The sequence below is a fragment of the Acidobacteriota bacterium genome (assembly GCA_016712445.1).
Lineage (GTDB): Bacteria > Pseudomonadota > Alphaproteobacteria > Caulobacterales > Hyphomonadaceae > Hyphomonas.
The window spans coordinates 2,498,005-2,515,904 of the sequence record JADJRB010000001.1 but is presented as its reverse complement, the minus strand read 5'-3'; the positions used below and the strand labels follow the sequence as shown (position 1 = coordinate 2,515,904).

The window sequence follows — 17,900 nt, the reverse complement described above, 5'->3', positions numbered from 1 at the left end:
CTGCGGTCCTCGATACAGCGGCCGGTCTGGTATGAATATTTCGGCAGCATCCCGACAGCCATTCCGCAGCGCCGGTAGGTGATCAGCAGAGGACAACGGCGGCAGCCGATCTGTTCCCTCACAAGATCATGCCGGGCCTTTCGAGGAAATAGAACACCTCAACGGAAATACCTCGACCGCGTGCTCCAGGCGGCGTCGGGCCCGGCAGTAGTTACTTAGACGAAACCTGGTTCCCCCACGACGGAACATAGGAGTCCACCTTGTTTAATTTCTCCCCTGAAACAGCTTCGCAAGTCCCCGTGGCTGACCGAAGTCCCTGACAACATCTCCGTCTCGCGATCGGCGATGAGCCTGCCAGCGTCATCCCCACCGAGAAGGCCACGGTCGACGAGGATCGCGTTCGCCGAACTTGCCCTGAGCTGGGAAATCTCGGCGCTGGAGCCGGGTCCGATCTTCTTGTCCGGAGATTGTCAGCCTCGCCCGCAAGCAGGGCGCCCGGCGGCGTCGACAACGCTGTGACGGCAGCCGCGCGTGAACTGGGAGAGCGCAAATGACCGCGCCCTTCAACGCCCAGCCCCTGCAGATCATCACCGCCGATCAGCGCATTAAGGAGCGCCGCGGCATCAAGGGCGTGCTGACCGGCATCTCCGGTATCGGCAAGACCTCGCAGCTCTGGACCTCAACCCGCAGACCACGCTGTTCCTGAACCTGGAGGCTGGTGAACTGGCCGTCCAGGGCTGGCCCGAGACGAGATCCGCATCCGCGACTGGGAACGGGCCCGGGATCTGGCCTGCTGGATCGGCGGCGCCAATCTGGCGATGCGCGACGACCAGAGCTACAGCCGTTCGGACCATGCGCGGGTCTGCAACACCTTCGGCCCGCCGACCCTGCTCGACAAGTACGAGACCATCTTGTGGACTCGATCACCGTGGCGTCACGCCTGCCTGCCTGCGGTGGTCAAAGGCCAGCCGCAGGCGATGTCCGACCGCAGCGGCAAGACCGACATGCGCGGCGCCTACGGTCTGCTCGGTCAGGAAATGATCGGCTGGCTGACCCACCTGGCAGCACACGCCAGATAAGAATGTCTGGCTCGTCGGTCTGCTCGACAAGCGGCTGGATGACTTCAACCGGCCGTTCTTCCTGCTTCAGATCGAGGGCGCCAAGACCGGCCTTGAGCTGCCCGGGATCGTCGATGAAATCCTGACGCTGGCCGACATCAGGCCGGCCGAAGGCGCTCCGTATCGGGCCTCGTCTGCACGACCCTCAAATGAGTTCGGCTTCCCGCCAAGGACCGGTCCGGCCGCCTGGCCTCGTCGAGCCGGCCCACCTGGGCTGCCTGATGGAGAAGATCCGCGGTCCACTCGCCGACAGCTCGGTCGCCCGCCTGAATTTCGAACTGCCCGAGGCAGTCCCCACCACGCCGAATACGGAGCCTAAAACCATGACCAATATCGACTTCAACAGCGCCGACACGCAGGACTCTGCCTTCGCGCTCATCCCGGCCAACACGCTGGCCAAGGCCTATCTGACGATCCGTCCCGGCGGGGCAGGCCCCGAAGGGTGGCTGACCCAGAGCAAGACCAGCGAGGCCCTCTATCTCAACACCGAGGCTGTGGTCGAGGACGGCCCTATGCCCGCCGCCGTATCTACACCCGCATCGGCTATCGCGGCCGCAATGGCAGCGATGGCGGCGAGGACACCTATGCCAACCGCGGCCGGGCCCTGATCCGGGGCATCCTGAATCCGCCCGCGGTGTCCGGGCCGACGACACCTGACCGCGCCCGCGCGGCCCGCACCATCCATAGCCTGGGTGAACTCAGCGGCCTGACCGTGGCCGTGAAGCTGGGCGTCGACCGGGACCGCAACAATCCCCAGGACGAAGGCCGCAACGTCATTCTGGCGGCCATCGGGCCCCAGCATCCCGACTACGCACGGCCTGGCGGGCGCTACGCCGAGCTGCATTCCACGCCGCCGGCCGCGCCCCAGGCTGCCGCTTCCCCCCAGTCGCCCTCGAACGGCACCGCGCCGTTCTGGGCCCAGTAAGGGAGTGGTTCCATGATCCCCAGAGATTATCAGCAGGAGGCGGTGAAGGCCGCCCGGTCCAGGACGGCTGCCCATGGCAACACCATCCTGATGCTGCCCACTGGCGCAGGCAAAACGGCCGTGGCCGGGTTCTATATCGGCGAGAGGCGCAGGCGCAGCGGAACACCCGCACGCTGGTCCTCCAGCATACCGACGAGCTGATCGAGCAGAACCTCGCCTCGATCAGCGCCATCACCGGGCTCGACCTCAGTGGTCAAAGCCTCCCGGGATGACTGGTCTGGCTGCATCGTCTTTGGCAGCGTCCAGACCCTAGCCGGGCTAACCGCCGCTAGGCCCTTGGCCAGGTCTCTCACGTCATCATCGACGAGTGCCATCGGGCGGCTGCCGACAGCTATCAGAACATCATTGCCGACATCCGCGCGATCAATCCGGCGGTCAAACTGCTGGGACTGTCGGCTACCCCCAGCCGGGGTGACGGGCGCTCCCTGCGCAAGGTTTTCACCAACGTCGGCTACCAGCTAAAGATCGGGACTTTGATCGCCCGCGGCATGCTGGTTCCGCCGCGGACCTTCACTATCGGTCTGGGCATCGACGATGAACTGGCTGGCCTCGACGCCACCGCCGGCGACTTCGACATGCGCCAGGCCGACAAAGTGCTGAACCGGTCCGTCCTGAACGAGGCCGTGGTCGCCCACTGGAAGGAACGGGCCGGCGATCGGCGCACGATCTTCTTCTGTTCGACCATCGCCCACGCTGAGGCGGTCGCGGCTTCCTTCATGGCAGCCGACGTTACCGCCGCCGTGGTCATGGCGACATGCCCGCCGACCACCGGGCCGACGTCATCGCCCGGTTCGACCGCGGCGAGATCCAGCTGCTGGTCAACTGCATGGTGCTGACCGAGGGCTTCGACAGCCAGCCGGTGGCTGCATCGGCATCCTGCGACCCATGCTCCACAAGAGCACCTTCATCCAAGCTATCGGGCGCGGTCTGCGCAAGGTCGATCCGGAACGCTACCCCGGCATCATCAAGACCGATTGCATCGTGCTCGACTTCGCCGGGGCGGCGCTGCGCCATAGCAGCCTCGAACAGGAAATCAGCCTCGACAACGACGATCTGGAGCCGGGTCAGGCTCCATACAAGTGCTGCCCGTCCTGTGAGGCGGAGGTGCCCTGGGGGCGCCAGTGAATGCCCGATCTGCGGCTTCGGTTTCGAACGCCGGTCCTGCGCCAAGCGTGTGCTGACCGACTTCGACCTGATGGAGATCGACCTGCTGAACCAGTCGCCGTTCAAGTGGTGCGATCTGCAAGGCGACGGCACATCGCTCATGGCCAGCGGTTTTGATGCATGGGCAGGCTTGTTCAGCGACGGCACGCTCTGGCATGCGCTGGGGCGGCCCAAGCTCAAAGCGACGCGGGTTCTGGCGATCGGTACCCGGTTTCAGGCCCTGGCCGCCGCAGACGACTTTCTGCGATCGACCGAGAGCAGCCAGGCCGCTGCCAAGAGCCGTGGCTGGATCAATGAGCCCGCCAGCACCAAGCAGATGGCCAAGCTGGCCGAGGCCGGCATCGGCGTCTCCGCGCTGGATTTTGGTTTCTCCAAGTACGACGCCAACTGCCGTCTCAATTTCCACTGGAACCGCGGTGCCATTGGGCGGCTGGTGAACGCTATGCAGACGAGGATGGCAGCATGAGCCGGAGAAGCGGTGTTGCGCCGGAACTGATTTCTACTGACGAGCGGCTGTCCGAGTTGGGTCGGATACTGGCGAGCGGCGTTCTGCGGATGCGCCAACAGTCCAGCAGTTTTCTTGACAGTGAAGGAGATAGTTCACTCGCATTCCTGCCCACCAAGAGCGGTGGTGTCCACCGGGCAGAGGCCCGAGTTGGAGGACAGTAATGCAAACAGAACGCGTAAGATCGGCAGCGCGACCCGAAGGTCAGCTGCTGGCGGCTCGCCGCCACGAAGGCCATGTCGGTGGTTGAACTGAAGGCGGAGTGGCAGAGCCTTATCGGCACGCCAGCGCCGAATAACAGCCGGCAGTTTCTGGAACATCGGCTCGCCTACAGGATTCAGGAGCTGGCCCTCGGTGGGCTCGGCGGGCCAGCGGCCAAGCTGCTCGACGTCCTGGCCGATGAGGTCGAGGGCAAGAAGGTCCGGCGCACGGTGATAAGCGATCCCCGGCAACCCGGTCATCGGCACCCGGCTGGTGCGCGAATGGGATGGGGCCGAGCACGTGATCACCGTGCTCAAGGACGGGTTCGACTGGCAGGGACGCCGCTACAAGTCCCTGTCGTCCATCGCCCGGGACATCACCGGCACCCGCTGGAACGGCTACCGCTTCTTTGGCTTGCGCGACATCAAGAGGGGCGAGCGATCATGACCATAAACACCCCGATGCGCCGCCTAGCTGCGCGGTCTACACCCGCAAGAGCTCCGAGGAGGCCGGACATGGAGTTCAACAGCCTCGACGCCCAGCGCGAGGCCTGCGAGGCCTATATCACCAGCCAGAAGGCCGAGGGTTGGGTCCCAGTCCGCGACCGCTACGATGACGGCGGCTTCTCAGGCGGCACATTGGAACGGCCGGGCCTGAAGAACCTGCTGGCCGACATTGAGGCCGGGCTGGTCGACGTGATCGTGGTCTACAAGATCGACCGCCTGTCACGCTCGCTGATGGACTTCTCGCGGTTGGTCGAAGTGTTCGCCAAGCATGGGGTGACCTTCGTCTCGATCACCCAGTCGTTCAACACCACCACCTCGATGGGCCGGCTGACGCTGAACATCCTGCTGTCGTTCGCCCAGTTCGAGCGTGAGGTCACCGGCGAACGCATCCGCGACAAGATCGCGGCCTCCCGCCGCAAGGGCATGTGGATGGGCGGGTTCGTGCCGATGGGCTACGACGTCGTAGGCCGCAAGCTGATCATCAATGAGACCGAGGCACGGGCCATCAAAGGGATGTTCGAGCGGTTCGTCGAGCTGGGATCGGCTACGCTGCTGACCCGGGAACTGGTCGCCGCAGGTGCCCTGAACAAGCGCGGCAAGGCCATCGACAAGGGCTTCCTCTGCAAAGCCCTGAACAACCGGGTGTACCTCGGCGAGGCCGTCCACAAGGGCACCAGCTATCCCGGCGAGCATCAGGCCATCATCGACCAGGTGCTCTGGGACAAGGTCAGGTCGGTGCTGGCGCAAAGCCCGCGCACCCGGGCAGGAAACACCAGGGCCAAGACGCCTGCGCTGCTGAAGGGTCTGATATTCACGGAGAGGGGCATCGCGATGACGCCGACCGTGTCGAAGAAGGGCAGCCGCCTTTATCGCTACTACACCTCGATGGACGCGATCCGGAACCGGGCGGGTGAGAACACCGAAACCTTCGTTCGGCTGCCGGCGGGAATGGTGGAGACCGCGGTCGTCCAGCAGATCCGGACCCTTCTGCTGACGCCTGAGGTCACGGCCTGGCGATCGAGGCCGCGCAGCGCGAATGCCCGGAGATCGAACAGCCCGATGTGGTGGCGGCCCTGACGGGCTTTGACGCCTTGTGGGAGTCCCTGTTCCCGGCTGAGCAGGCGCGCATCGCACGGTTGCTGGTCGAGCGCGTCACGAAGGTCGGCAGCGACGGCATGGCCGTCGATCTGCGCACCGAGGGGCTTGGGTCGGTGGTCAGGGAGATGGTGACGCCACGCCGGGAGATGGCGGCATGAGCGTCGCGCCTACCACCATCAGGGTCATCATCCCGCTGGCCATCCGCAAGCGTAACGGCCGACCCAAGATCATGCCGCCGTCAAATCCGGTGGAGGCCAATGAGGCCGCTGTGGAGGCCCACGTGCTGCGCGCCGTCGCCAAGGCATGGAGCTGGCGGCGCAAGCTGGAGGCCGGAAAGGCCAGCACCAATTTCGACCTGGCCCACGCCGAAGATGTCTCCGACCGCTACATCGGCCGGATGATCAAGCTGGCCTATCTGGCCCCGGCTGTTCTCGAGAAACTGCTGCTACAGCGATGCCCACTGGCGGTGTCGCTCCAGGACCTGACGGTCATTGCCGACCTGCCGTGGGCAGAGCAGGTTGCTGCCGCCTTCGGCTCTTCAGAAGCCTAAATACCGCCTTGCAGGCTAGCGTTTGCCGTCCATACGGACAGGCTAGGTGCGCCCAGAATTGCGCGCCAACACCTCCACCTCAGGTTCTCTAACTGCACATTCGAAGGAGTTTTCCGACGAACTGCCGAGCCAGCTTATCGGCCAAATGTCTGTAAAACATAGCTATTTGAAACCCGAACGACCGGCGGTGAGGTTCGGGTGATCAGAGACAAATTGCGTTCAGAGACAGCTTTGACCGCGTCCGCCAGTCTCTGGGGTTCGGACGGCATCGGAAAAATGGCGCGATTACTGGGGGCTTTGCGCCCCTGCGGTCGCCCGATTGCGGGTTCGCGACAGGGGAGTGGCGGAGAGGAAGGGATTCGAACCCTCGATACGCGTTAACGTATACGCCCTTAGCAGGGGCGCGCCTTCGACCACTCGGCCACCTCTCCAACGCTCGAAGTCCCTAGAGTCATTGGGCATCCGGGGCAAGACCCGGTTTCAGGGGCTCCGGCTCCTTTTGGCTTGTTTTGGTCGGAACAAAATCGGAATGTCGGGGAAAACGCGGGGACTCTGTTCCCGAGGCGTTCATGGGAATTCCACAATGAAACGAAAAGAGGTCATCTACCTGGCCCTTCAAACCGTGGAAGCGAAGGCCATCATCGACCTGCTCGCTTCGGATCAGCTGCTCACCGGGGCCAAGAACGGCGCCTTTGATAGGCTGGCCCGCATTGTCGATGCGGCACTCGAAGACGAGCTGGTGCGACGGCGACACAGGGAGAGAGGTGGTCAGCCTTCGTAATCGCTCTCGGAAGCCCGTTGGACCTGTTCGAGGGTTTCCCGCACCACGACCCGGTACCCGCCGCCGCCCGATTGAAACTCCATGATCGTTCCACGATCGTGTGCCGCCGACGCATGGACCAGAAAATCCAAGTTCAAAAGCAGCAGTTCCCCATCGCTCTCGCGGGTGAATGGGCGCAATTTAGCCATCAGGTTCTCCTTCTTGCCGATCCTATTCTCTCGACCTTCTCTCTATAGGTGACTCAGTTTACCGCTTGAAGTAGTCTTTTCCTCTTACGCAGGGGGGGGCGCAGATGACGAAATCCAAGACTGTCATATTGACCGGCTTGACGCTGATTTGGGCCAGCCCCGTCTTCGCTCACGGCGGCGGGCTGAATGCGCAAGGCTGCCACACAAACCGGAAGACTGGCGATTATCACTGCCACCGGTCGGTTTCGCCGCCGCCTCCCCCGCCGTCTCGCACGGATTTCGACAGGACACCGCCGCAGACGAACGTTGCCGCTGAAGAGGTGACAGCGCCATTTGCGAACTGTACGGCCGCTCGCGCCGCCGGCGCAGCACCCGTCTATTTGGGGCAACCGGGATATGGCTCGCATCTCGACAGGGATGGCGACGGGATCGGTTGCGAGTAAAGTAGGCTTCCGGTCGCTTCATCAAATCACGGAGGGAATAGTGACGCAGCCAGAGCCGTCTAGCGCCCGCGCCCACGATCTCGTCATACGTGACATCCTCAATTTGGGCGGCGCCTTTATGTTGGGTGCGTCGGCGCTCTGTTTGACGGTAGAGCCGTCGTCAGCGTTTTGGCAGTTTGTTGAGGCGTATAGCGCGCCAGTCGAAGCGGTGCCGGTACTGATCTTTTTGGGCGGCTTCGGAGTTGCGGGCGGCCTATTGTGCTTCGTTGCCGCGATCTGGGCACCTCTGTTTAACATTAACACAGATGACGTCCGGGCGGAAAATCGCAACCCTCTAAGGAGGCCGTCAATCAGCGAAGTGTTCGATGTCTCGTTCACCGTCTTCGCATTCGTATGGGCTTACCTCACGATCTTTATGGTCCTGTCGCTGGCGCTTCTCATGATGGTCGCAGGCGGGATTTCCATTTTTCCATACCTGTTTGGGGGAGCAGCCTAAATGTCAGGCTGGGACAAGGACACATCCGGCGACTACACACCGGGCCCGATGCCGCGCTGGATATGGGTCGCGATCGCCGCCGCCCTCCTCAGCCCCGTGCTTCTTTTCCTTGTGTTTGGATAGGATGGCGATGCGAGGCGAAAACCGAAATATCATCGCGGCTTCCATCATTGCCGGCGGCATGATCGCAAGCGTTCTGATTTACCTGCACCATACGCCGTACGCGCGCTGCATGCGCATGACGCACGATTTTAGCCAGCAGTTCGCGGCCCTCAAGCCTGGCGAAAAGGCGCTATACTGCCAAAAGTCAACGTCGGGCCGGTGAGGCAGCGCCAGGATATCGGGCTCAGCCTTTCGGCTTCGTGGTGCGTCCCCGGGGCTCGCGGTCTCGATCCAGGCGGCGGCGCAGGTCCGCCATCTCTTCCTTCAGGAAGGACACCGTAGCTTCGAGCGCGGCGACTTGCGCCTTCAGGTCTCCCTCGCGCTGCAGGAGCTGTCGCTCCTGATCCCGGAGGCGGTTGATCACGGTCTCGGCGCGGCGCAGGCGGTCTTCGTGGGGCCGGGCCAGGAGCCAATAGGCGGAGAGCCCGCCCAAGCCGAACACGCTCAGCATTGACAGGACGATCACGGAGGGGCTCTCGAGGACAGGCTCGATATTGCCCCAGTTGTTGATCAGGTAGACGGACGCGGCGCCGAGCGCGGTCATCACGGCCATATACCGGCCCCACGGCGCTTCGTGCGCGTTCGGCATCGCGGCCGGCTCCGGCGGCTCTTGCGAGGTGTCTGTCACCGCGTCAGCCTTTCAGGATGCCCGTAAGGCGCGCCCGCCCGGCCTGTCCGATCTGCCAGCCCTGTCCCCATTTCGTCTCGATTTCAACGTTCAGCGGATCCAGCTTGCGGCGCACGGCCTGAAGCGTCTTTCTGACCCGCGCCGGCGGCACCGATTTCGAATGAAGCGCGGTGAACGCGGCGATTGACACCAGACCACCGGGGCGAAGGGCGTTCAGGTAGGCCGACTCGAGGGCGGTGAGGCCCCAGGCCGCGGGATAGGTTGCTTTGGCCATGCGGGGCCTCCTGTTTTGTGAAGCGGCGCCGGGCGAGGATCTCCGCCCGGCGCGGTTCGAGGATCAGCCGGCCGCGTTCCAGCGGTCAGCGGCGGCGCGGACCTTGCCGGCCAAGGCCTACCACTCGGCGCGGCCCGGGACGCCGTCAGCGTCGAGCGCGTCGGCCATCGCGCGCACATCGGCCGCCACGGCGGTATCAATGCGGCCCGACGTCTGAACGCCGGCGACGACCGACTTGCCGAGGGCGGCCACCTTCTTGGCGGTCGCATTGTCCGAGCGTTCGATCGCGGCCGAGCCGATCTTGAACAGGAGGCCGGCAAGTTCGAGGCCGGCGTTGAGGGTTACAGCGTTCATGGTTGGGTCTTCCTTTCAGGGTTTGAAGTTCAGGAGGCGGACGGTTTCAGGCCGATCACGGCCTCAACCTTCGGCTTCAGCGTGGCCCAATCTGTCTTCGCCTGCTCGGTGACGCGCTTCAGCTCGCCGGTGGCAGTCAGGTAGCCCACGGCGGCGAGGCAATCGTTCAGCTTCGCCCGATCGGTGACGGTTTCGATGCACGTCTTCGCCAGCGGCTCCAGCGTATCGACTTCCGAGCGCCAGCCGGCAACCGCGCCCCAGAGTTCGGAGGCGACTGCGACACGCTCCGACGTGGCATTGATCGCCACATCCGCGGCGGCCTCGATCTTCGGATCAAGCGTACCCGCCTCACGCTCGGTGGCCAGCGCATCGACGGCAGCTGCATAGGTGCCGATGAAACAGAACGCCGTCTCTTCCGGGTGGCGGTCCGCAAGGCAAACTTCTTGAACGGCGTTGACCGTCTTCGCGCCAGGCACGACTTCAGGGAGGAGCGCGCAGCCCGTGGCATTGCCGAGCGCGAAGGCGGCGGCGAGCCATTTGGCGGCGTGGTTTCGGATGAAGGAGAACATGCGTGAATCCTTTCAGGCTTCGTTGTGGGAGATTGCGCCGGACGCCTTCAGGAAGACGCGCCGGCAGTTGGTGGGCTGGGCTTTGGCGTAGTGATTGCGGGCGCCGAGCAGGCGATCCTTCTCAATGCGGATGATCGAGACGGCGTCGCCTTGATTGCCGCCGAGGACGTGGAAGTGCTTGGCATCCTCGCCGACGTAGAGCGCGACGTGCCCCGAGGTCTCGCCGCGCCGGAAGATCAGGACGTCGCCTAGCTTCGGATCGCCCGCGACCTTGAATCCCCAGCGCAGCCAGCTGCGGGCCCAGAGCGCGTTCGCGTTCACTGGCTTGCCCGCGCGGTGCGCGATGACCGCAGCCCAGAGTCCGCACCACGGCACCGCGTCAGAGGTGAAGGCGTCCGCGATGGCCGGAACGCCGACCTCGCGCGCCCAGCCCATGATGACGGGGTTATCTTCCGCACCCGGACCTTCGAGCGTGCCGAACGTGGCCAGCCCCTCGACCAGCATGCGCGGCGCGCCCTCCCGGGCGAGCCAAGCATAGGCGGCGGAAAGGCCGGTCATGCGCAAGTCATCACGTTGACCGTGACGCCATTGATGACCAGCGCGATCTTGCCGGTGTTCGTGTTCGGCGCGCCGGATGTGACCACGGAAGCGTTCGAGGTCACGGCCCGGACGTTGTTCTCATACAATCCGACCGCATTGAGCGTGCCGAGCCCCTTGTTGCCGCCCGTCGCCGTTTGCGCGTATATCCCGTGCTGGAGGTTCCAGACGGTTGTTAGCGCGCCGCCGACCCTAAGATCGAGCACGAATCCGCCATCCTCTGAGCCGTCCGTGATGTCGGCCTGCACCGCACCAAAGGCGGCATAGGTCAGGAACTGGCCGGCATCGTCCATCGCGTTGAAATACAGCCGACCAATCCGAGCGCCTTGAGACGCGGCGGCGCGATAGTTGACGTTTACGAAAGGCTCCGGCGCGGTGTCATCCTCGATGCTCACGGTGCCTCGGAAGATCACCGGACCTTTGAAATCGTGCGTGCCTTCGTAGATGAAATTTCCGTAGGAGCCATTTTGCGAGATGACCTGACAAGTCGCCGGCGAGAGGTTCGAGACCCCGCCGCCCCGGTCGACACCGACCACCTGACAATTCGTCGCCGTGGCTTCAATCTCGACGCGGTTGAAGGTGCCGGCGCAATAGACCTTGGTGCAGTTGCGGAGCACCAATGTGCCTTGAGCATGCAGGCCGACCATGCGGAAATCCTGCGTATTCTGCAGCGCCGTTCCGCCACCATCTATGATGATGTTTCCGCCACACCACAGACCGGTGTGCGAGCCGTTCGTCGCGTTCCGGAAACGCACCGAATCGCCAGTTGTCCCGCCAAAGATGAAGCAGTTAACAGTCCGGAAATCGCGGTGCCCCTGACCACCCGAAACGTCGTTCGCCGTTCCATCGACAACCAGGCCGACCGCATAAGCGCCCGGCGATTGCGTCATCACCACATTGAAGAAATCGCACCACGAATTGATGACATCGGTTGGCGTGCCCATGCGCACCATCGCGCCGCCGGTCGTGCCAACGGTCGCGCGCAGGCAGAGATTCTCAAGCCGCGAGTTGCGCGAGAGTTCCGCGAAAAACTCGAGGAAGCCGACCTCATCCCCGCCCACCTCGGTATAGCCGCGTTCAAGGTAAGTCAGACTTGATCCTGCGCCGATCAGGTGCACCACCTCCGTGATCGCCGCCGGCTTCGATCCGAATGTGTAGGAGCCGGCGCGCAAACGCACTGTGCGCGTCTGCAGGCCCGGCAGGCGCGCAATCATCTGGTTCCACTTGGTGACATCGACGGCGCCGGGCTGGATGCCGAACCAATCTGCGGAGAGACCATCCTCCTGTTCCCAGATGCGTTGATAAACGCCCTGCGAGCCGTCGCTCAGGCCGACCGGGAACACCAGCCCTTGCGCCGGATCGGCCGCGAGCGTGCTGGCGTAATTCCCGAGCTTGACCTCAAAGAATCCGCCATCGCCGCCCGCCACAATCACGATGGCGCCAGTGTTGAGGTTGCCCGGCAGTTCGGCCGTCGCGACCGCCCGCGAACTGTAGGAGCTGATGCTGCCGCTCGCACCCGGAAGGTCTGACGCTAACAGTTCGAGTGTTCCCAGCGCGGTCGTGCGCAGGAGGTTGCCCGCGACGGACGAACGGATCGACTTGGCGACCGGCGCGCCGCCGGCGTCGAATCCAAGGAACTGCGCCTCGGCGCCCGTGAGTGCCGCCTGCTTGGTCGCAAGTTGAGCCGCGAGCGCAGCCTGCGCCCGCGCGTCGGTGAAATACTTGTTGACCGCGCCCTCGGCGAGCGCATCGGTCGTGCCGGGAGAGGCAACGATCTCGACATAGGCCGAGCCAGACCAGCGGAACGCCTTGCCGTTGTCAAGCGTGACATAGATCTTGCCCGTCTCGCCGGTGCCCGGCAACGCGGCGAAGTTCGCCGCCTCGATCACGTCATCGACATAGGAGGGCAGCTGGCCCGCCGGCACCTTGCCCGCACCGTCGAGGGTGGCGACACCGCTCGCCGCGCCCTTCTGCGTCAGCGGGATCGAAGCCGCCGCCGCTGCGTCCGCCGCCAGCTTGGCGAAGGCGGTGGTGGCGACCTGTGTGGTCTCAGTGCCGGGCGCCGCGGTCGGAGCAGTCGGGATGCCCGTCAGTTCCAGATTGTTGGTGTCCGGCGTGACCGCGTCGATCGCGTCCGACAGCTTTTCAAGTGTGTCACGGGTGGGATCGACCGCGCCCTTCAGCGCATCGATATAGCCTTGGAACGTCTCGGCCTGCTCGGACTCAAGCGCCTGAAGCCGGGCGCGGATCGGGATAAGGATCGCGTCGACGGCATAGACATCTTCGACGAAGCCGGTGCCATTGAAGACACGCGGCGTATATGTCCCCTCGCCGCTGGGCTGCAGCCAGATGTCGCCCCAGGTCGCGCTTTCGGTCGATGGTGTTTCAGACTGCCGGAAGACCCGGAAGCCGTTGATGTCGTCCGCAACACCGCCGATCAGCGTTTCGATCTGCGCGCGCTTGAAGGCCCGGATGAATTTCGACACGCGAACGAGGTTGAAGACAATCGCCGATAGGCGCTCCTCAACGGTTGCCTGCACATCCGGCTCGTAAATCTCCGGATAGAGCGTCTCGCTCGTCGCGCCGGCGACGGGCTCCATGACGAGCAAAGCATCCGTGGCCGGATTGATTGCGCCGTGAACGGGTGCGGGCATGATGCGCTCCTAGTAGGGTTGACGGCCGTCGCCGTATCCGCCGGGGACTCCGCCGCCGGAGCCGGGGTTGAACGGGAGGATCGTCAGGTCGAAGGAGCGCGTGGCGGTCAGGCCCGCGCGGTTTGTCACTGTGACGGAGACGCTGCGCTGGGTTGCGGCGCTTACCGGGATCGTCAGCACAAGGTTGTTCGTGCCGCCCTTGGTCGTGCCTTCTGGCGCATTGCTGAAGGCGAGCGACGTCCCCAGCTCAGACAGCGGCGTATTCGCGTCCGTCACGTAGGCGTTGAGATCCATGGTGATCGGGCTTGCGAAGACCTGACCGAAGCGGGCCGGCAGCGCCGCGATCACAGGCGCGCCCGCGGCGAGCACTGTAACGCTGTGCGTCACACTTGCTGTGTTGCCCTCGGGGTCTTCCGCGACCAACGTGAACGTGTGGACGCCAACGGTCAGGGTCGCGAGGAAGTTGATGCGCTTCTCGGCCGAGACGACCTCGATGCCGCTGACCGGACTGGCCAGATAGCACTCGATGTCGGCAAGGTCCGTGTCCGGATCGTTGAGATAGGCGCTGAAGAACAGCACGCCTTGAGAGCCCAGGGTGGAGCTGAGCGGCGGAAGCGTCAGCCAGGACGGCGGGAGGCCCGGCGGCTCACCTTCAGGATAGGCTTCGATCAGTACCGCGCCATTGGTCGCCGCATTGCCTGACTCGTCAGTGACGGCCAGTGCAAAGCTGGAACGGGCGACGATGCCCGAGGTCGACGTCTTGACGAGATTGCGCCCCGAGATCGAGAAGCCCGCCGGCAGTCCACCCGGCGCGGTAAACACGAGGTTTTCCGCCGGCGTATCGGCATCGTCTACATAATCGGCGAGATCGCGCACGGTCCCGGTGAACGTTTCATCGACGATGACGGGCGGCACCAGGCGCCAGACCGGCGGGATCGGCGGGACCGCTGTATCGAGGCGGTCGAGGCGCTTCTTGATCGCAACAATCTCTGCGTCGGCGTCGTCCGCGCGCTCGTTGAGGGCAGCAACGTCCTCTGCCGAGGCTGTTCCCGGGAAAGCATCGAGAATGTTGGAATGGACGACCCAGGATCCCGCCCCGGTCGCACCGGTCTTCCGGTAGATGACGAGGGTCTCCATATCGATCGCGTAGGCATCGGCAGGGAAGTCGAGATCGGCCAGAAGCGTGGCTTCGTCCGGGAAGCGCTCTGAGAACGGAGCATCGTCGCTGATCCCTGCAATGATGCCGGCCACCGCCGCCGCGATCTCGCTGTCGATCGTGCCCTCAAAGTCGACGAGGTCGGCGGCCTGCTCAACGCGGGCCGCGTCGATCAGCGTCCATGTCGCGGTCGGGCCGGACAAGTTGAGCGCGAGCAGCTTGCCGTTCAGCGCTTCAGGTGTTGGCAGTTCGGGGTATTCGGCGCCCGCCGGCCCTACGAGTTGGCGCGCGAGGATCGCGATCAGCTCGGTCCCGAACGCAAAGCGGATCGACTCCAGGTCCGGCTCGTTCAAGCCGGACGCAGGATCGCCGTCCCGGAAGTACGGGCGGAACAAGGACCGGAGCCGGGTCTGGAGCGCTGCGATGGCGGTCTGCATGCCGCGATAATCGCCGCCTGCCCGCGCGTGGGGATTTCGGCCCTAGGTGAAGTGCTCCGGCGCAACCGAGCGCAAAGACGCTGACACCTGTCCCGTCGCCGGATCAAAGCCCCAGGAGTCCAGTTCCATCGCCTCGTGATGCAATCCGAAGTCGGGCAAGTGCACCACGGCGAAGCGCTGGTTGATCAGGCGAAGGCCTGCGAGGTTGAGCGACAGGTCTGCGCGCCATCGCGCGGTGTCGCGCGTGAAGATGCGCCGGCCGAGGCGAAGGGCTTGCGTCTTTGTGGGGCAATAAGTCAGGTCGGAGACGCGCGGCTCATAGACCGGGCCGTCGATCGAAGCCGCGACTTCCTCCACTTCAGAATAGTCCCGCTCGCGATCGGGAAACTTCACCACCTGCTCGGTCAGAGCTTCGCCCTCCGCCGAGCCCGCGCTCAGGCTTTGCACCTGCAGCACGTGATCATGCGCCAGCGTCACCGTCGGGTCGCGCCATTCGCCGAGGTCGAGGCGGATGCGCCCGTCGGGCCCGGTCCACATTGCGGCGTCTAGCGCGGCGAGCATGTTGGTCTGCGCCACCTTCGGGGCTTCGTTCGCGTTCCACGATCCCGCCAGTTCGTAGCCCAGCCGGTCGGCCGCGTTCGCCGCTTCGGCCAAGGCGTCCCAATTGATCCGCGACTCCGGCACACGCCCGCCGAGCGGATGCGTGAGAAACCAAGCGAAGATGAGAGCGCCGTTCGGGGTGTACGCCCGCTGCCCTGTGCGCGGGTCCAATGGCCGGCCGAACTCGCCGATGATCGACGGTACGGGCGGGCGCCCTTCAGGATAGATCTCGCTGAACTTCTCAGGCTTGACCGACGGCGCGCGGATGACGCTGTAGGCCAACCCGCGGAGGCGGTGATCGGCGGTCCAACCGGGTGCCGCCAAAGGCCCCTTGCGCAAGTCAGGCGTCATCATCAAGACGGAGGCCGCCTGATCCTCCGCGCCGTCCCGGAATTCGGCATAGGGCGAGTCTTGGAACCGCGAGAACGGCAGCAGCTGGCCCGCTGCATCCAGCAGGTAGGGCTTCCCTCCGAAGCGGCGCTCAATGAGCCGTTCGACTTGGCCGTGATTGTGGACATGGACCTGCCAGCGGGTCTTCGAGGCAACGTCATCATAGACCACCGACGAGCCGGCAAGCGTCAGGCCGAAGTTCACGGGGCGCGGCAGGATTTCGCCGCGGAGCGACTCCTTCCGGTCTCCCGGCTTCGGCGGCTTGTTCATCGAGGCGACAAGCGCCGATGTGCCGACCGAGAAGCCTACCTGAACCGCCGTGCGGAACAGGAAGCTCGAGCCATAGAGGTTATAGAGGTACGCCGCGCCCTGGCTGATGTAGGCGGCGGCCTGCGCGAGGAAGGGATAGGCCTGCGGCATCAGTTGCCCGCCTTATCGAAGGCGACGATCGCGGAGGCCCGGAAAGCGGCGAAGCCTGAAGCGGTGCGCGCGGCCCACCAACCATCGCGCAGGCAAACCGCCGCCACCAGCTTGTCCCGGCCGTCGCGCACAAGCCCAACAGCGCCGCGCTGGGGCGACCTGACCCGGCGCGCGCCGATCGACACCAGTTCGTCTTGGAACGCCCGCACCGGCCCGCCCTTGCCCCGCAGGATCGACTGCGCCCCCGGTTCGTCGCGGTAGCGGCCGACCCAGCGCGAAAGCGCCCGCGCGTCCCCCCACGCCTCTGCGACGTGCCGGAACACTGACAGCGCGCAGTCCGTCTCCCCCCACGCAAAGGGCTCTCGCGCCCAGCGCCGCAGGGTGGCGTCCACGGCGTCGATTAGAACACCGGCCATAGGATTTCCCTCCCATCCGTGTCGTGCACAAACTCAAGTCCCCGATCGTCGGGAAAGCGCGCCTTCTGATCCCGGTCGGTCAGCATCCCGAATGCCGGGCGATTTCGACGGCTGGAAAGCGTGTCGCAGGTGATCGACAGCACCATCGAGTCGCCGCCCACGGCGAGCGATGCACCGCGCATCACGCCATCGCGGATTTGCCAGGGAGGGCCCAGAGGCGCATCAGCCTCGAAGTCGAGGAATTGCAGGTAGACCGATATTTCCCGGTCCTTGGCCTCGTCGTTGAATTCGATCAGGCCCCGCCGAAGGATCTCCTCGTCGGCGACGACGGCAATCTCGAAGGGGTCGGCTTGGCCATTCTGCAGCCGTGTGATCTCGCTAATGCTGATGACGCTCCCGATGCCCGTCCATCTCTCGCCGCCAAACGAACGCTCGCCGACCCCCGTCCACAAGAACGCGGTCTCCGACGCGAAAGCGATCTTGATCAGCACCGCCATGACCACTGTCGCGCCGGCGAGTTGCGCCTCGATGGCGGGTTCGAAGTCGCTCATGGCAGCACGTGCTCAATGAAGCTGATCTGCGGCCGCCCCCATTTTCCGCCGTCGAGGGCAAGCGCGCCGCTGGTATCGTCCGCCAACCGGGCGATCAGGGAGGGGCGCAAGCTGATCGGCCTGTCGGAATGATCGCGCCGCGCGCCGGGTTTGAAATGCAGCCTGCCCCATTCATGGCGGGTGCAGATGTGCAAGTCGTTGCCGAGGCCGAAGAACATGCCGGGGCCGAGATAGGCCAGCGTCACGGCATCAGCTTCGAATGACGTGCCGCCCGCGTCGACCGTGGCCCGGATGGTCGGCCCACGGATGGTATAGCCCGCGCCGGTATTGAACGCCGCGCCTGACGAATGCACGACGCGCGAGACGCCCGGCAAGCCCTCCGCGCCGGGCTTCGGCGCGTACTTGTCGCGCACCGGGATACGAAAAATGCCAAGGCGGCCGTCGGCCTTCGCCAACGTTGCCCGGTAGACGGGGATCAGCGCGGGCTTCAGCGTGTTGGTATCCATCGTGAAGGCCCAGCGCTGCCCGCCGCCTCCGATCACCTGCGTGAATCCGGAAAGGGATGAACCGGGCGACCGGTTCTGCGTCACGAGGTTCAGGCCGACTTCGCCGGAGTAAACCGCGTATGGCCAAGCAATCATCGTCTGCGTCGTCACG

At 64.6% G+C, this 17,900-nt stretch carries 21 protein-coding genes, 1 tRNA gene and 3 pseudogenes; 12 read left to right on the top strand and 13 right to left on the bottom strand.

All coding sequences use genetic code 11. The features are described from left to right. Nucleotides 1-550: 550 nt before the first annotated feature. From IPK75_12935 to IPK75_12900, 8 genes and pseudogenes are all read left to right on the top strand, one after another. Nucleotides 551-1,393 (top strand): annotated as a pseudogene (locus IPK75_12935) (ATP-binding protein). A 662-nt stretch (nucleotides 1,394-2,055) separates the two neighbouring features. After that, complete coding sequence (locus tag IPK75_12930) at nucleotides 2,056-2,244, top strand: DEAD/DEAH box helicase family protein (protein MBK8199258.1); 189 nt, start codon at nucleotides 2,056-2,058, stop codon at nucleotides 2,242-2,244. 155 nt (nucleotides 2,245-2,399) lie between these two features. After that, complete coding sequence (locus IPK75_12925) at nucleotides 2,400-2,939, top strand: DEAD/DEAH box helicase family protein (GenBank protein ID MBK8199257.1); 540 nt, start codon at nucleotides 2,400-2,402, stop codon at nucleotides 2,937-2,939. 49 nt (nucleotides 2,940-2,988) lie between these two features. Beyond that, nucleotides 2,989-3,228, top strand: a complete 240-nt coding sequence (locus IPK75_12920; protein ID MBK8199256.1) for a hypothetical protein — start codon at nucleotides 2,989-2,991, stop codon at nucleotides 3,226-3,228. A gap of 49 nt (nucleotides 3,229-3,277) precedes the next feature. After that, nucleotides 3,278-3,733: a hypothetical protein gene (locus tag IPK75_12915; GenBank protein MBK8199255.1), complete on the top strand. Its 456-nt coding sequence runs from the start codon at nucleotides 3,278-3,280 to the stop codon at nucleotides 3,731-3,733. A gap of 275 nt (nucleotides 3,734-4,008) precedes the next feature. Continuing rightward, a pseudogene (locus IPK75_12910) lies at nucleotides 4,009-4,420 on the top strand (DUF2924 domain-containing protein). 14 nt (nucleotides 4,421-4,434) lie between these two features. Next, a pseudogene (locus tag IPK75_12905) lies at nucleotides 4,435-5,735 on the top strand (recombinase family protein). Between the two features lie 89 nt (nucleotides 5,736-5,824). Beyond that, nucleotides 5,825-6,127: a hypothetical protein gene (locus IPK75_12900; protein MBK8199254.1), complete on the top strand. Its 303-nt coding sequence runs from the start codon at nucleotides 5,825-5,827 to the stop codon at nucleotides 6,125-6,127. Between the two features lie 341 nt (nucleotides 6,128-6,468). On the opposite strand, the gene IPK75_12895 is transcribed toward IPK75_12900, so the two are convergent. Further along, nucleotides 6,469-6,558 (bottom strand) — tRNA-Ser (locus IPK75_12895). 152 nt (nucleotides 6,559-6,710) lie between these two features. Here IPK75_12895 and IPK75_12890 point away from each other — a divergent pair. Further along, nucleotides 6,711-6,908: a hypothetical protein gene (locus IPK75_12890; GenBank protein ID MBK8199253.1), complete on the top strand. Its 198-nt coding sequence runs from the start codon at nucleotides 6,711-6,713 to the stop codon at nucleotides 6,906-6,908. On the opposite strand, the gene IPK75_12885 is transcribed toward IPK75_12890, so the two are convergent. After that, the gene (locus tag IPK75_12885) at nucleotides 6,896-7,096 is read right to left on the bottom strand and encodes a hypothetical protein (GenBank protein ID MBK8199252.1); all 201 of its coding nucleotides are present in this window, start codon (nucleotides 7,094-7,096) and stop codon (nucleotides 6,896-6,898) included. The genes IPK75_12890 and IPK75_12885 overlap by 13 nt on opposite strands. Before the next feature lie 104 nt (nucleotides 7,097-7,200). Between IPK75_12885 and IPK75_12880 the strand changes: the two genes are divergently transcribed. The 3 genes from IPK75_12880 to IPK75_12870 all read left to right on the top strand — a co-directional run bounded on the left by IPK75_12880 (nucleotide 7,201) and on the right by IPK75_12870 (nucleotide 8,360). After that, nucleotides 7,201-7,539 (top strand): excalibur calcium-binding domain-containing protein, encoded by a 339-nt coding sequence (locus tag IPK75_12880; GenBank protein MBK8199251.1) that lies wholly within the window; start codon nucleotides 7,201-7,203, stop codon nucleotides 7,537-7,539. 40 nt (nucleotides 7,540-7,579) lie between these two features. Next, nucleotides 7,580-8,035 carry a hypothetical protein gene (locus IPK75_12875; GenBank protein MBK8199250.1) on the top strand — a complete coding sequence of 152 codons (456 nt, stop codon included), beginning with the start codon at nucleotides 7,580-7,582 and terminating at the stop codon, nucleotides 8,033-8,035. A gap of 124 nt (nucleotides 8,036-8,159) precedes the next feature. Beyond that, nucleotides 8,160-8,360: a hypothetical protein gene (locus tag IPK75_12870; GenBank protein MBK8199249.1), complete on the top strand. Its 201-nt coding sequence runs from the start codon at nucleotides 8,160-8,162 to the stop codon at nucleotides 8,358-8,360. A 21-nt stretch (nucleotides 8,361-8,381) separates the two neighbouring features. Here the strand turns inward: IPK75_12870 and IPK75_12865 are convergent, their stop codons facing one another. The 11 genes from IPK75_12865 to IPK75_12815 all read right to left on the bottom strand — a co-directional run bounded on the left by IPK75_12865 (nucleotide 8,382) and on the right by IPK75_12815 (nucleotide 17,899). After that, nucleotides 8,382-8,786, bottom strand: coding sequence for a hypothetical protein (locus IPK75_12865; protein ID MBK8199248.1), 405 nt, complete (start codon nucleotides 8,784-8,786; stop codon nucleotides 8,382-8,384). Between the two features lie 43 nt (nucleotides 8,787-8,829). Beyond that, on the bottom strand, nucleotides 8,830-9,099 hold the full coding sequence (locus IPK75_12860) for a hypothetical protein (protein MBK8199247.1): 270 nt from the start codon (nucleotides 9,097-9,099) through the stop codon (nucleotides 8,830-8,832). A 117-nt stretch (nucleotides 9,100-9,216) separates the two neighbouring features. Then, nucleotides 9,217-9,453 (bottom strand): hypothetical protein, encoded by a 237-nt coding sequence (locus tag IPK75_12855; GenBank protein ID MBK8199246.1) that lies wholly within the window; start codon nucleotides 9,451-9,453, stop codon nucleotides 9,217-9,219. 29 nt (nucleotides 9,454-9,482) lie between these two features. Beyond that, a complete protein-coding gene (locus tag IPK75_12850; protein MBK8199245.1) occupies nucleotides 9,483-10,022 on the bottom strand; it encodes a hypothetical protein in 540 nt (179 codons plus the stop codon). A gap of 12 nt (nucleotides 10,023-10,034) precedes the next feature. Beyond that, nucleotides 10,035-10,580: a TIGR02594 family protein gene (locus tag IPK75_12845; protein ID MBK8199244.1), complete on the bottom strand. Its 546-nt coding sequence runs from the start codon at nucleotides 10,578-10,580 to the stop codon at nucleotides 10,035-10,037. After that, nucleotides 10,577-13,273 carry a hypothetical protein gene (locus IPK75_12840; GenBank protein ID MBK8199243.1) on the bottom strand — a complete coding sequence of 899 codons (2,697 nt, stop codon included), beginning with the start codon at nucleotides 13,271-13,273 and terminating at the stop codon, nucleotides 10,577-10,579. Before IPK75_12840 ends, IPK75_12845 begins: the two co-directional genes overlap by 4 nt. A 9-nt stretch (nucleotides 13,274-13,282) precedes the next feature. Then, nucleotides 13,283-14,866 carry a hypothetical protein gene (locus IPK75_12835; protein ID MBK8199242.1) on the bottom strand — a complete coding sequence of 528 codons (1,584 nt, stop codon included), beginning with the start codon at nucleotides 14,864-14,866 and terminating at the stop codon, nucleotides 13,283-13,285. Nucleotides 14,867-14,908: 42 nt separating this feature from the next. Further along, nucleotides 14,909-16,276, bottom strand: coding sequence for a hypothetical protein (locus tag IPK75_12830; GenBank protein MBK8199241.1), 1,368 nt, complete (start codon nucleotides 16,274-16,276; stop codon nucleotides 14,909-14,911). Further along, nucleotides 16,276-16,692, bottom strand: coding sequence for a hypothetical protein (locus IPK75_12825; protein MBK8199240.1), 417 nt, complete (start codon nucleotides 16,690-16,692; stop codon nucleotides 16,276-16,278). Before IPK75_12825 ends, IPK75_12830 begins: the two co-directional genes overlap by 1 nt. Next, nucleotides 16,677-17,243 (bottom strand): hypothetical protein, encoded by a 567-nt coding sequence (locus tag IPK75_12820; protein MBK8199239.1) that lies wholly within the window; start codon nucleotides 17,241-17,243, stop codon nucleotides 16,677-16,679. Before IPK75_12820 ends, IPK75_12825 begins: the two co-directional genes overlap by 16 nt. Continuing rightward, nucleotides 17,240-17,899, bottom strand: a complete 660-nt coding sequence (locus IPK75_12815) for a hypothetical protein (GenBank protein ID MBK8199238.1) — start codon at nucleotides 17,897-17,899, stop codon at nucleotides 17,240-17,242. The genes IPK75_12820 and IPK75_12815 overlap by 4 nt, the downstream gene beginning before the upstream one ends. Between the last annotated feature and the right edge of the window lies 1 nt (nucleotide 17,900).